Raw genomic sequence first — 12,576 nt, 5'->3', positions numbered from 1 at the left:
CGCCGACGTCCGCTACAGCGCACTCAACCCCCAGCTGTGGAACTGGATTGCGATCAGCGGCATCTTCCTCGTCCTGCATTCGTTCAGCCCGGCGACCGGTATCACCATGAACGCCGCCGAGCAGGAGGCGGCCTACCGTCAGCTGCTCGAAGCGTTCCGCTCTATCGAACTGCCGGGCGCATCGGCGAAGCTGCCGCAAACCTATGCCGACGCGGCTCGGTACTACGACGACATGGTGGAGAACCAGTTGCAGGGCAACGCATTCCTGAGCCGGGTGACGACCGGTCTGACCCAGCTGCCGTTGCCGACCCTGCTGCTGCCCACCCCGCTGAGACTGGCGCTGACCCCGTCCTGGATGGCGGTGCGACCGATCGCCGGCCGCGTGATCAAGGTGTGCTCATTCGGCATCATGCATCCGGGGATCCGCGAGATGACGGGGTTCCGGTGGCAGTCCCGCCATGAGCGGGAGTTCGCGGTCTACACCCGTATGCTTCAGCTGGCCTGGCGGGTACTGCCCGACCGGCTGCTGCTGGTGCCCCTGGCTTACAACCGATTGCAGTACGAGAAGCTGGTGCGCCTGCACCGATCGGTGGCCCTGGATTCGTTCGCGCCGCTGGGATGTCCGGCGGCAGGCTGACACACTGGTAGCGATGCCACGCAGCAACGCCAGCCAATCCGAACAGGAAGACGCCATCCTCAAGGCCACGGCCGAGGAAGTGGCGCTTGTCGGGCTCGGTCGGACCAGCTTGGACGTCATCGCCAAGCAGGCCGGCGTCAGCCGCCGCACGCTCTACCGTCGTTTCCCCACCCGCGACGCTTTGATCACCGAGCTGGGGCGGCGTACGTTCGACGGGGCGATGCATCGGTTACGCACGGTCGCAATCGATTCCGGCCCCAACGAGGCTGCGGTGGCGGCATTCTGTGAAGGTATGCGGCTGTTGACCACCGAGCCGGTGATGCGCCGGTTCCTGCGACTGGACACCGATTTCACCGCGGTGGCCGGCGCCTATGACCAGGCTCCGGCCTTTCTGCACCACGCGTCGTCGGCGATGGCCAAGGCACTTCGCGCGGCGGGCGCGACCATGCCTGACGCCGAACTGCTGGCCGTGGCCGAATTGCACATCCGGTTGGCGTGCTCGCTGGCCCAGATGCCGACGACGGTGTTGGACGTCAACGACGACGAAGCGGTGCGCGCCTACGCGCGAAAGCACCTGGCTCCGCTGGTGCGGTAGCGGACTCTCAAGCCTGGGCCGGACCGCGCAGACCGGCCGCCGCGTCGCGAACCGCCGCCGTGATGGTGTCGACCATGGGGCTGTCGAGCTTCCAGCACTGCCAGTACAGCGGCACGTCCAGATACTGCTCGGTGATCCGGACGAAGTCTTCGTCGACCAGTTCCTCGGGGTACATCCCCCAGCCCAACCCGGCCCGCACCGCGGCGCCGAAACCCTCGGCCGTCGGGATGAAATGGATCGGCCTGACGATATCTTTGCGGAACACCTTGCGCACCAACTGATCCTGCAGTGCGTCATCTCGGTTCCAGGCCAGCGACGGCGCCGCTTGCGCGGCGTCGTGGGTGAAACCGTCCGGTAGGTAGCGCTGCACGTAGCCGGCACCGGCCACCGGCACGTAACGCATCGCCCCCAGGGCATGCACCCGGCAGCCCGGCACCGGGCGCCGCTCGGTGGTGACCGCGCCCATCACCACACCCTCACGCAGGAAGCGTGCCGAAAGGTCCTGGTCCTCGATCCGGATGTCGAACAAGAACTCGGACGCCCGGGCGAATACTCCGGTGAACCAGGTCGCCATCGAATCGGCGTTGACCGCCAACGCGATCCTGGTGCGGTGCCCGGCACCACCACCCATCTCCGCCAGCGTCTCGGACTCCAACAACGCCGTCTGCGCCGCCAACCTCAGCAATGGGACACCGGCAGGTGTTGCCGTGCAAGGCTTTTCGCGCACCACCAGAACCTGACCGACACGCTGCTCCAAGGCCTTGATGCGCTGACTGACCGCCGACGGCGTCACATGCAGACGCTGCGCGGCCGCGTCGAAACTCCCCAACTCGACCACCGCGGCGAAAGCAGCGAGCTGCTGGCCGTCGATCTGCACGCAACGATCCTAATCGGGCAGACCATCGTTGCCGCGTAAACCGCTGCCGGTGAACCGGACCAACTGGTCAACCCACCCGCGGTCCAAGCCGCCGGGCCCCAAGGGCCGACCGTAGAGCGACAAGTCCGAGCTGGCCAGCGCGCCGATCATCCCGAGGATGGCAATTGTGCTGCGCTGCTGGCCTTCTCTGGTCTGAATGTCCGGCACCGCACGCCCTGCCGCGGCAAAGAACAACTCCGGCAGACTCGGTGTGCCCGCCAGCTGGTCGAGCCAGATCTGGTCTTCATCCAGGGCAAGCTGATTCATCACCTTCAGCCAGCGCAATCCGCCGACCGGATCCTCGTCGAGCAGCCTGACGTAGGGCGCGATGAGTGCTTCGACGACGTCAGAGACCCCGATCTCGTCACCGCCCTCAGCCACCCGCACCAGCTCGGAGACAACGGCCTCGAACACCGACGGGGCGCGCCGTCGCGCCACCTCCAGCACGAGGTCGCGCTTGGCCGGGAAGTGATAGGCCACCGCACGACTGGCCACGCCCGCCTCGCGGGCCACTGCCCGCGCCGCCACCGCACCGATCGACATCTCCGCGAACATTCGCTCTGCGGTATCGACGATCAGAGTTCGGGTGTCGACATCACGCCGGGGACCACGCCTACGGGTCGAACTCGAGGGCACAACAGGAGCCTAACCAGTCGCGGCCCCATCGTCCTGTGGTCGGTTCAGTTGTCCTACTACGGTCGTAGGTCAAGATCGGACAGCAGCGCGATGTGGGCTGACCTGCATTCTTCGTAGCGTCGAGCCATGACACGAGCACAGCGTTCCCCAGCTATCTCGATAGCGAATTCGATGACCGGCGTCGCCCGTGGATGGACGGCGAAAGACGCCGTTTTCACCCCTCCGGTGACAGATCCAGCGATCCCGAGCGGCCCCGCCCGTCGGGAGGGTGGTTTCTGGCGGCGCACCCTGACCGCGGTGCGCACAGCGCTGGCGGCCGCTCCCCGGCCCGATCTCAAGCAGCCGTACTATCCGCCGCTGCGCGAAAAATTCGTCGAGGACTCCGCGATGGCACGTGAGATGTGGCGACTCTGAGTGTTGAAATCCGGCCCCAAAAAATCCGACTCTGGTAGGACGTGCGGAAACAAGCTCACCTTCTACGATCAGAACATGCTCGGCAGCATCGCCCGCGGCTTGCGCGCGCATGTACACCGGCGGGGGTATGCCCTGCCGGTCGGCTACAACTGGGCCATCGTTTTGGCGTTCGACACCACGGTCATGGGTGCCGGCGTGGTGGCGATGTTGCAACGGCCTACGGCCGACCTTCCGGCGGGCCTGCTCGCACTCGTCGTCTGCATCGCCCCCTTCGCGTTGTTCTACCTGTCCGGCGTCGATTTCAAGGCGCCGATCGTCTGGGCGACCTGGACTACCTCGACCGCGATCCTGCTGTTCGCGACCGCGACACCGGTCCCCAATGATTTCGCCCCGCTGATCGCGGTGCTGATGGTGGGTGAGGTGGCCTCGCTGGCCGGCGTGTGGGGCGGATTCCTCGCGTCGCTGACCGCGGCCACCCTGCTGCTGACCGCCGCGGCACAGCACCGCCTCGACGCCCTGCCGCTCTATCTCGGAATCCTCGGGATGGGCTGGCTGGTGGGCTATCTCGTATACACCCAACAGCAACTCATGCGACAGCAACAGGAGTCACAGGCCGCGCAGGCCCGCCACGCGGCGGCCGATGAACGCCGCCGGATCGCCCGCGAGGTCCACGACGTGATCGCGCACTCGCTGAGCGTTACCTTGCTGCATGTGACGGGCGCACGTCGCGGGTTGCAGCAGGACCGCGACGTCGACGACGCCGTGGAGGCATTGGAGCAGGCTGAACGCCTCGGCCGTCAGGCCATGGCCGACATCCGCCGCACGGTCGGGCTACTCGACGGCGCCCCGATGAGCATGGCTCCCGAGCCGGGCGTCGACGACATCAGTTGTCTGGTAGACGATTTCGTGCGTGCCGGGCTCAATGTGCGGTGCGACGCCACCGGCCGCACCGATGCGGTCTCGGCAGCGGTGGGCTTGGCGTTGTATCGCATCGCCCAGGAGTCGCTGGCCAACATCGCCAAACATGCACCCGATGCGGAAGCGACCGTGCTACTGAGAATCTCACGCACCTCGGCGACCTTGACGGTCGCCAATCGACTCCCGGTCCCGGCGTTGGCCGTGCGGAACGGTCACGACGTGGAGGGTCGCGGGGTGCGCGGAATGCGCCAGCGCGTCGAGCTCCTCGGCGGGATCATCAGCGTCGGCCCCGCCGACGACGGATGGTCGGTGCGCACGAACATTCCGTTGGACGACACCGACCGGGCACCCCGCTGGTGCCCCGTGGTGTCATGACGGACCCGGTGAGCGAGGTAGCGGTCCTCCTCGTCGACGATCAGGATCTGGTGCGCTCCGGCCTGCGCCGCATCCTTCGGCGCAAGGACGGCTTCACGATCGTCGCCGAATGCGCCGACGGTGACGAGGTGCCCGACGCCGTCAGCCGGTACCGCCCCGACGTGGTGGTGATGGATCTGCGGATGAAACGGGTCGACGGGATCGAGGCCACCCGCCAGGTGACAGCGGTCGACGGGCCGCCGGTGCTGGCGCTGACCACGTTCAACGACGACGAGTTGCTCTCGGGGGCGTTGCGTGCGGGAGCCAGCGGGTTCGTGCTCAAGGATTCCTCCGCCGAGGAACTGATCCGGGCGGTGCGCGCAGTGGCACTGGGTGACAGCTATCTCGACCCCGCGGTGACCTCGCGAGTGCTCACCACCTACCGCAAGTCCGCCGAACCACGTCGCGCCGCCGCCGTGGGCGACCTCACGGCCCGTGAGCTCGATGTGCTGACGCTCATCGCCAAGGGGCATTCGAACGCCGAGATCGCCGATGAACTGAGCATCTCCGGGCTCACCGTTAAGAGCCACATCGGCCACATCTTCATCAAGCTCGACCTGCGTGACCGCGCCGCCGCGATCATCCACGCCTACGACACCGGGCTGGTCAGTCCCCGGTAGTAGGGTCTTTGGGCCATGGGCTGAAGGACTTTCGGCAGGCGAATGCCGACGGATGACCACTACCTTCTGTAGTCCAAGCCGAGCCATCATGGGTTATGGCCGCTGCCGAAATTCACGAAACACACACCGGGATCGTCGCGTTGGTGGGCGAGAAGGCTTACAAGGCCAAAAAGGCCGTCACCACGGACTTTCTCGATTTCAGCTCGGTCGAGCAGCGCGAAAAGGTGTGCCTACGTGAGGTTCGCCTGAACCAGCGGCTGGCGCCCGACAGCTATCTCGGGGTCGCCCATTTTTCCGATCCGCAAGGTGGCCCGCCCGAGCCGGTGATCGTGATGCGCAGGTACCCCGATTCGCGCCGGTTGACGTCGATCGTCGTCAATGGTGAACCCGTGATGGAGCATCTGTCGGCGATCGCGGAGGTGATCGCGCGGTTTCACGCCGGCGCGGAACGGTCGGAAGACATCGACCGCGCAGCGACGGTGCCCGCAGTTGCCGGCCGTTGGCGTGACAACCTCACCGAATTGCGCAAGTACGCCGGAACCGTGGTGCCCGCGGAATCGCTGGCCGAGGTCGACCGTCTGTATGACCAGTTCATCGCAGGACGCACCGCACTGTTCGACGGCCGCATCGCCGAGCGCCGCATCGTCGACGGCCACGCCGACCTGTTGACCGGCGACATCTTCTGCATGCCGGACGGGCCGGCCATCCTCGACTGTCTGGAGTTCGACGACGCCCTACGCCATGTCGACTGCTGCGACGACGCCGCATTCCTGGCGATGGACCTGGAATTCCTCGGCCGCCGAGACCTGGCGGACTACTTCATCGCCGAGTACCAGCGGCTCTCCGGGGATACCCCGCCACCGGCGTTGGTGGATTTCTACATCGCTTACCGTGCCGGAGTCCGCGCCAAAGTCGACTGCATCAGGGTTGATCAGGGCGACGCGAGCGCCGCGGACGACGCCAGGCGCCATCTCGACATCGCCCTCGATCACCTCCGCCGAGGTGCCGTGCGACTGGTCATCATCGGCGGAGGTCCCGGTACCGGTAAGACCACGCTCGCGCACGGTCTCGCCGAACAGGTGGCGGCCCGGGTCATCTCCACCGATGACGTGCGCCGCGAGCTGCAAGAGCGTGGGCTCGTCGACGGCGCGGCCGGGATATTGAACGAGGGGCTGTACAGCAGCGAGAACGTGGCCGCTGTGTATGAGGCCGTGCTGGACAAGGCCCGCGAGACGTTGGCCATGGGGCAGTCGGTGATCCTCGACGGCACCTGGCGGGATCCGGATCTTCGCCGGCGAGCGCGGGAGATGGCAGCGGACCAGAAATGCCCGACAGCGGAGTTGTCGTGCACAGTGCCTCTCGACGAAGCCAAGCAGCGCATCGTCCAGCGTCGGGTCACCAACTCGGATGCCACCCCGCAGATCGCAGAAGGTTTGGCGTCCGACGCCGATTGGTCCGACGCCCATCCCATCAACACGCGTCGTCCGCTTGCGGACTCCGTCGCCGAAGCCCAGCGGATCTGTTGCTCGGCGATCTGACCGCCACCGTTCGCCTCCATTACGGAATGTGGCCTCGGTGTAAACCCGGAGCCGCGGGGCGATCGATAGCCCTTGTAAAGTAAAACGGCGGCCTTCCTTTCGGCTGCGACCAGTACAAACCTTCCGGGTCACCAGGTTCGGCACATCCACCAAGGGGGAAATATGAATGAAGTGCTGGCCCGCGCCGGCATCTTCCAAGGTGTGTCGCCTGACGCCGTGGCCGCGCTCGTCCGGCAGTTGGAACCGGTGACCTTCCGTCGGACCGAGGTGGTGTTCTCGGAGGGCGAGCCCGGCGACACGCTGTACATCATCACCTCGGGCAAGGTGAAGATCGGCCGCAAGTCCGTGGACGGTCGCGAGAGCCTGATAACACTGATGGGTCCGTCGGACATGTTCGGCGAGCTCGCCATCTTCGATCCGGGGCCGCGGACCTCGACCGTGACCGCTCTGACCGAGGTGAAGGCGGTCGTGATGAGCCGCAGCGTGCTGCGGAGCTGGATCGCCGACCGGCCCGAGATCGCCGAACAGCTCCTGCGCGTGCTGGCCCGCCGGTTGCGCCGCACCAACGACAACCTGTCCGATCTGATCTTCACCGATGTGCCGGGCCGGGTCGCCAAGCAACTGCTCTACCTGGCGCAACGGTTCGGCAGCCGCGATGGCACCGCGCTGCGTGTCGACCACGAGCTGACCCAGGAAGAGATCGCCCAACTCGTCGGCTCTTCGCGCGAGACGGTCAACAAGGCGCTGTCGGACTTCGCGCAGCGCGGCTGGATCCGCGTTCAGGGCCGCAGCATCCTGATCGACAACGCCGAACGATTGGCCAAGCGCGCGCACTGACCGTGTGAGCATGTGACCGTCGAGACATTGTTAGTACCCTAACTATTAGGGTACTTTCTAAGTATGACCGCAGTATCTGAAGCGTCTGCCGCGCCCCCTGTGCAGCTCAGCGCCGACCCCCTGGCGCTCGAGCGGCAGGTCTGTTTCGCGCTGGCCGTGAGCAACCGCGCCGTGCTGGCGGTGTATCGGCCACTGCTGGAGCCACTGGGCCTGACCCATCCGCAGTACCTGGTGATGCTGGCGTTGTGGGATCACCAGCGGTCCGATTCCGGCGGCACTCCGCCGCTGTCGGTCAAAGAGATCGCCTCCGCGCTGCAGCTGGATTCGGCGACGCTCTCGCCGATGCTCAAACGGCTGGAAGCACTCGGCCTGCTCACCCGCAGCCGCCGCGCCGGGGATGAACGCGCGACCGATGTCGAGCTCACCGAGGCCGGGATCGCCCTGCGTGAACGGGCTCTGGCCATCCCACCCGCGGTGGTGGAGCGCCTGGGCGTCGACATCGCCGAACTCGAAGAGCTGCATCGGGTGTTGACCCGCATCAACGTGGCTGCACTGGCGGCCAATTCACTCACCGATTGACACCAGGAGCCCTCATGGCCGGCCAGAAAACCAAAGACCGTCCCAACTTCTTTCAATACGTCGCCTACTGCTACGGCAAGCGGTTGCCCGATTCCATGCGCGAGTGGGTGGCTCACGACCTTGCCGACCATGGCGCCGTGCGGCGGCACTTGATCCGGATGGCGATCCCGCCGCTGTTCGTACTGGCGCCGCTCTGGCTTCTGCCCGCCTCGCTCTATGTGCACATCGAGATGACCGTGCCGATCTACATCTGGGCCATCTTGATGGCGCTCGCGCTCAACAAGATCTGGCGCCGGCACCGGTTGGCGCAGCACGGCCTGGACCCCAATCTGGTCGACGAGATCCAGTACAAGAAGGACCAGCGAAAGCACGAGGAGTACATCCGGCGGTTCGGGCCCCGTCCCGAAGCGTCCAAGCATCAGGCCAACAGCAGCCCGTTCTAGGGTTTGACCTGGCCACACCCCTTGCATGCAAGGGGTACAGTGGTCTTCCGTGGGCCAGGACGAGAAATCGAGCAACAGCCAGCGCGTCTACCGGATGACCAAGGACCAGATCCTCTCCGGTGAGTTTCGCGGCGGGCAGCTGCTCAGCGAGGTTGAGGTGGCGACGCAGCTCGGGGTCAGCCGGACGCCGGTGCACGAGGCGTTTCTGCGCCTGGCCGCCGAGGACTTCCTGGACCTGATGCCGCGACGCGGCGCCGTCGTCGTCCCCGTGTCCGCCCAAGAGGCCACCGACCTGCTGGAGATGCGCCTGGCACTGGAGACCGCGGCGGTGCGCCGGCTGTGCCGGTCATCGGAGTCCATCGACACTCTGTTCGGTGAGCTGACCGAGTTGGTCGAACGGCAGCGCCACGGCGCCGCGATCGGTGACGCCGATCAGTTCGCCGCCGCCGACGATGCGTTTCACCGCCGGATCGTGCAGGTCGCCGGGAATTCGATCGCCGGCCGCTTCTACGGATCACTCAGCGATCGGCAGCGCCGCATGATGGCCGGCGCCGCCCGATCGGACTCCGCCCGGCTCACCGAGCTGATCGGCGAACACGCGGATCTGGCCGATGCCATCGGCCGCCGTGATGTCCCCGGTTTCGAGGGTGCCCTCCTGTCCCACCTGGAAGCGACCTACCGGGTGGTGCTGGCATGACCGCTGTCGCAACGGAATTCGTCGAGGTGCCCGCCCGGCGCCGGCGACGCATGCAGCCATGGCTCGCCGTCGCCGTCGCCGTCTTCTGCATCGGTTGGGGCGGAAACCAATTCACCCCACTGCTGATCGCTTATGCCCAGCACTCCGGCTACACCCGGGTCGACGTCGACATCCTGTTGGGCGCCTACGTTCTCGGCCTGATTCCGGGGCTGCTGATCGCCTCGACGCTGTCGGACCGCCACGGTCGACGCAACGTGATGGCCGCCGGCGTGATCAGCGCCGCGCTGGGCAGTCTCATACTGGCCGTCGGCGACTACTGGGGCTTCCCGGCCCTGTTCGTCGGCCGGTTGTTCAGCGGAGTGGCGGTCGGCATCGCGATGGCAGTCGGTTCGGCGTGGATCGCTGAACTGTCCAGGCCACCCTTCGACAACGATGCTTCCGCCGGGGCCGGAGCGCGCCGCGCCTCGATCTGCCTGTCCCTGGGCTTCGGCGTCGGGCCGCTGTGCGCCGGACTGCTCACCGTGTACGCGCCGCTGCCGTTGGTGCTGACCTACCTGGTCCACGCTGCCCTGTGCGTGCCGGTGGTGTGGGCGGTGTGGAACCGGGCCGTCGAGACCCGGTCCCGCACGACCTCGCGGCCCTTCCTCGACGGGTTGAAAGTGCCTGCAGCCGGCCATCGCCGGTTCCTACATGTGGTTGTTCCCATGGCACCGTGGATCTTTGGCTCGGCCGCCATCGCGTACGCCGTGGTGCCGGCGCTGGTCGCCGACCAGCTCGGGTCCTGGGCGCTGCTGTACACCGTGGGGTTGACCGTGCTGACATTGGGCTGCGGCGTGGCGATCCAACCCGTCGCGCGCCGGCTCGACGACGTGTCCAGCTCCCGCGCCGTGGTGGTGTCGATGGCGTTGATGGCACTGGGCATCTTCGCCGCGGTGGCCACCGCTGTCACACACTCAGCGCTCGTCGCGCCGCTGGTCGCGATGCTGCTCGGCAGTGCCTACGGCATCGCGATCGTGTCGGGTCTGCTTGAGATCCAACGCATTGCCCCGCCCGACGAGCTCGCCGGTATCTCCGGGGTCTACTACTCGCTGGCCTATCTGGGGTTCCTGTTGCCCGCGGTACTCGCTGCGCTGGCGCACTGGTTCAGCTATCCGGAGATGCTGACTTTCGTTGGCGCACTGGCGATTGTCTGCACGGCCGTGTGCGCGTCGGGGTGGGCCAAGCATCTGGAGCCGCGGACGGCCGGCGCACGCTCACAGTGATGTGGGCACCCGGCTGTCATCGCCCACACCGGCACGCCGCGTGAGGTAATCGATCTGCGGATAGATCGCGTAGAGAACGAGCGCCAGCAGCACGATGAAGGGAACGTTCTCCTCGGTGGTCAGTATTTGCGGTCGCCTTCGCTGTCATCGAAGAACGCCCAGTCACCGTCGGCCGAGAGCACTTCCATGCGCCAGCCCAACTCCGGCTCCGCCTTCTGGTCGACGAACCACGCATGGGCGTCGTCAGCACTCTCGATGTCCTTGGTGTCGACGACCTCGCCCTTGGGATTGAGTACACGATAAGTAGCCATTGGCTCAGCGTTCCCCCGAATTAGGCCGTCGAATCAGCGCCGTGGACGGATTGGAACCCGCGACTGTGGGTAGCCAATCGCCATGCCCAGCTCAGACAAGCCCCATGACGAGAGCGCCGACGATGCCAAGGAACCACCTCCAGGGCCTACCGATCACGGTCGCGAAGGCGGGATGGCCACACGAGAGATCGCGCCGGAGCTGACCGAACCTGACGTGAACCAAGACTCCGGCTGAGCGCAGGCCGGCGCGGACCGCTGCCGTCCGGTGTCACGGGTGCAGCAGCGCAGCGGCGATGTGGTCGGCTACCAGCCCAGCTGTCCGCAGCGTCTCGGCATCCTCGGCCGGCACGTACTGATCTCGCGAAGCGTCGTACCTGGTACCGGCGATCGTGGCGTGATCAGCCGGTAGCTCGACGAGGGTGACCGGCCACCCGACCTTCTCGAGTTCGGCAGCGAACGTGCGGCTCACCGAGACCGGGACGACGTCGTCGCCGACACCATGCAGCAAGGTAAAAGACGCACCCACCCGATCGGCGGAAAGGCTGGATGCCAACTGCTCACCCGAGATCGGGTCCGTCGCCATGAAGGCGCCGGCCAGGCACACCGTATGAGAAATGGCGGCGCCGAACCGGGCGGCGTGGATGGTGAGTCCAGCGGCCGCGGTACCACCCAACGACCACCCGGCCAATGCGAGATGGTCAGGTTCCACGGCCCAGGAGTGGGCGAACTCCACGGAGCGCAGCAGGTCTGATCGGCCCCCATCAGGAGCGTGGGAATCCCAATCGGGCACGACGACACCGAAACCGCGTCTGGCCACCAGCTCGGCAATCGGGCGTACGGCGGCGCGGGCATCGGTCTGCATGCCGTGCCACAAGACGAGCGTCGGCGCCGTGCGGTCACCGAAAACGTCGGCCGAGCGCGCCGGCGCATACTGCACGGACTCGGTCACGGCGGCGACCGCCGATCAGGCACAGTCGACGCAGACCGGATTGTCGGGTCCGCCCCTGGCCAGGCGGTGACTGTGCTGGACGAGAAAACAGCTCGAACAGGTGAACTCGTCAGCCTGCTTCGGTACCACCCGCACGGTGAACTCCTCACCGGAAAGGTCGGCACCTGGTAGTTCGAAGTCATCGAGCGCATCGGCCTCGTCAACGTCGGTGGCAGCATCGTTGCCTCGACCGGCCAACGCTTCCAAAGACTCGTCGACTGACTCTTCGGTTTCCTTCTGGCGGGGCGCGTCGTAGTCGGTGGTCATTACGTGTCCTTTCGGCCGGTCCTGGGTCTCGGCCCGACATTGCGATCCGGGCTGCATTCCCCCGCGAGCACATCGCCAAACCGCAGAACCATGGATCGCCGACGCCTTCGTGGATATCGGCAGACGCCAGCGCTACAACTCGGCGACACGCCCGTTGTCGACCAGCCACCGGCGGTCCAACCGAACGTTCTGCAGCATGCGGCGGTCATGCGTGACCAGTAACAACGCACCGTCATAGGCCTCAAGCGCCTGTTCGAGTTGCTCGATGGCGGGCAGGTCCAGATGGTTCGTCGGCTCGTCGAGAACCAGCACATTGGTGCCACGTGCCTGCAGCAACGCCAGGCCGGCGCGGGTGCGCTCCCCCGGTGACAGCTCGTCCACCGGGCGTTCGACGTGATCGGCCCGCAGCCCGAACTTCGCCAGCAGGGTCCGCACATCGGCCGTCGACCAGTCCGGCAGCTGCTGCTCGAAGCGGTCCACGAGTCGCGCGGTGCCGGTGAAGTC

At 66.4% G+C, this 12,576-nt stretch carries 18 protein-coding genes and 1 pseudogene; 12 read left to right on the top strand and 7 right to left on the bottom strand.

Going from position 1 to position 12,576, the window contains the following annotated elements; genetic code table 11:
* Both A5779_RS31380 and A5779_RS31375 read left to right on the top strand, forming a co-directional pair.
* Positions 1–637, top strand: a 637-nt coding sequence (locus tag A5779_RS31380; protein ID WP_064887777.1) for an oxygenase MpaB family protein, incomplete at its 5' end; no start/stop codon positions are given.
* A gap of 13 nt (positions 638–650) precedes the next feature.
* Positions 651–1,232, top strand: a complete 582-nt coding sequence (locus tag A5779_RS31375; RefSeq protein ID WP_064887775.1) for a TetR/AcrR family transcriptional regulator — start codon at positions 651–653, stop codon at positions 1,230–1,232.
* A gap of 7 nt (positions 1,233–1,239) precedes the next feature.
* Here the strand turns inward: A5779_RS31375 and A5779_RS31370 are convergent, their stop codons facing one another.
* Positions 1,240–2,109, bottom strand: coding sequence for a LysR family transcriptional regulator ArgP (locus A5779_RS31370; RefSeq protein ID WP_064887773.1), 870 nt, complete (start codon positions 2,107–2,109; stop codon positions 1,240–1,242).
* Between the two features lie 9 nt (positions 2,110–2,118).
* Positions 2,119–2,784 carry a TetR/AcrR family transcriptional regulator gene (locus A5779_RS31365; RefSeq protein ID WP_131811726.1) on the bottom strand — a complete coding sequence of 222 codons (666 nt, stop codon included), beginning with the start codon at positions 2,782–2,784 and terminating at the stop codon, positions 2,119–2,121.
* A 126-nt stretch (positions 2,785–2,910) separates the two neighbouring features.
* Here A5779_RS31365 and A5779_RS31360 point away from each other — a divergent pair, with 126 nt between their 5' ends.
* From A5779_RS31360 to A5779_RS31320, 9 genes are all read left to right on the top strand, one after another.
* A complete protein-coding gene (locus A5779_RS31360) occupies positions 2,911–3,198 on the top strand; it encodes a hypothetical protein (protein ID WP_131811725.1) in 288 nt (95 codons plus the stop codon).
* Between the two features lie 75 nt (positions 3,199–3,273).
* A complete protein-coding gene (locus A5779_RS31355; protein WP_064887767.1) occupies positions 3,274–4,491 on the top strand; it encodes a sensor histidine kinase in 1,218 nt (405 codons plus the stop codon).
* Positions 4,488–5,150, top strand: a complete 663-nt coding sequence (locus A5779_RS31350) for a response regulator transcription factor (RefSeq protein ID WP_064887765.1) — start codon at positions 4,488–4,490, stop codon at positions 5,148–5,150. Before A5779_RS31355 ends, A5779_RS31350 begins: the two co-directional genes overlap by 4 nt.
* A gap of 95 nt (positions 5,151–5,245) precedes the next feature.
* A complete protein-coding gene (locus A5779_RS31345) occupies positions 5,246–6,688 on the top strand; it encodes a bifunctional aminoglycoside phosphotransferase/ATP-binding protein (RefSeq protein ID WP_064887763.1) in 1,443 nt (480 codons plus the stop codon).
* A gap of 162 nt (positions 6,689–6,850) precedes the next feature.
* Positions 6,851–7,525, top strand: coding sequence for a cAMP-activated global transcriptional regulator CRP (gene crp, locus A5779_RS31340; RefSeq protein ID WP_064887761.1), 675 nt, complete (start codon positions 6,851–6,853; stop codon positions 7,523–7,525).
* A 63-nt stretch (positions 7,526–7,588) separates the two neighbouring features.
* Positions 7,589–8,104 carry a MarR family winged helix-turn-helix transcriptional regulator gene (locus A5779_RS31335; protein ID WP_064887759.1) on the top strand — a complete coding sequence of 172 codons (516 nt, stop codon included), beginning with the start codon at positions 7,589–7,591 and terminating at the stop codon, positions 8,102–8,104.
* A gap of 14 nt (positions 8,105–8,118) precedes the next feature.
* The gene (locus A5779_RS31330) at positions 8,119–8,547 is read left to right on the top strand and encodes a DUF5313 domain-containing protein (RefSeq protein WP_064887757.1); all 429 of its coding nucleotides are present in this window, start codon (positions 8,119–8,121) and stop codon (positions 8,545–8,547) included.
* 49 nt (positions 8,548–8,596) lie between these two features.
* Positions 8,597–9,244: a GntR family transcriptional regulator gene (locus A5779_RS31325; protein ID WP_236734942.1), complete on the top strand. Its 648-nt coding sequence runs from the start codon at positions 8,597–8,599 to the stop codon at positions 9,242–9,244.
* Positions 9,241–10,506: an MFS transporter gene (locus tag A5779_RS31320; protein WP_064887754.1), complete on the top strand. Its 1,266-nt coding sequence runs from the start codon at positions 9,241–9,243 to the stop codon at positions 10,504–10,506. The genes A5779_RS31325 and A5779_RS31320 overlap by 4 nt, the downstream gene beginning before the upstream one ends.
* Here A5779_RS31320 and A5779_RS34715 read toward each other — a convergent pair.
* A pseudogene (locus A5779_RS34715) lies at positions 10,498–10,617 on the bottom strand (emopamil-binding protein); the annotation flags it as partial. The gene A5779_RS31320 and the pseudogene A5779_RS34715 sit on opposite strands and share 9 nt — an antisense overlap.
* A gap of 8 nt (positions 10,618–10,625) precedes the next feature.
* Positions 10,626–10,817, bottom strand: a complete 192-nt coding sequence (locus A5779_RS31315) for a hypothetical protein (protein WP_039313160.1) — start codon at positions 10,815–10,817, stop codon at positions 10,626–10,628.
* Positions 10,818–10,899: 82 nt separating this feature from the next.
* Here A5779_RS31315 and A5779_RS34185 point away from each other — a divergent pair, with 82 nt between their 5' ends.
* Entirely contained in the window at positions 10,900–11,052 is a 153-nt protein-coding gene (locus tag A5779_RS34185) for a hypothetical protein (protein WP_165609158.1), read from the top strand.
* Between the two features lie 33 nt (positions 11,053–11,085).
* Here the strand turns inward: A5779_RS34185 and A5779_RS31310 are convergent, their stop codons facing one another.
* The 3 genes from A5779_RS31310 to A5779_RS31300 all read right to left on the bottom strand — a co-directional run.
* Positions 11,086–11,766, bottom strand: coding sequence for an alpha/beta hydrolase family protein (locus A5779_RS31310; RefSeq protein ID WP_064887752.1), 681 nt, complete (start codon positions 11,764–11,766; stop codon positions 11,086–11,088).
* Positions 11,767–11,781: 15 nt separating this feature from the next.
* A complete protein-coding gene (locus A5779_RS31305) occupies positions 11,782–12,072 on the bottom strand; it encodes a DUF4193 domain-containing protein (RefSeq protein ID WP_064887750.1) in 291 nt (96 codons plus the stop codon).
* 132 nt (positions 12,073–12,204) lie between these two features.
* A partial coding sequence (locus tag A5779_RS31300; RefSeq protein ID WP_131811724.1) for an ATP-binding cassette domain-containing protein occupies positions 12,205–12,576 on the bottom strand: 372 nt, incomplete at its 5' end.

Source organism: Mycolicibacterium peregrinum (assembly GCF_001665625.1).
GTDB lineage: Bacteria > Actinomycetota > Actinomycetes > Mycobacteriales > Mycobacteriaceae > Mycobacterium > Mycobacterium peregrinum_B.
The sequence above is the reverse complement of the archived record's forward strand: the minus strand, read 5'-3'. Positions and strand labels throughout refer to the sequence as shown.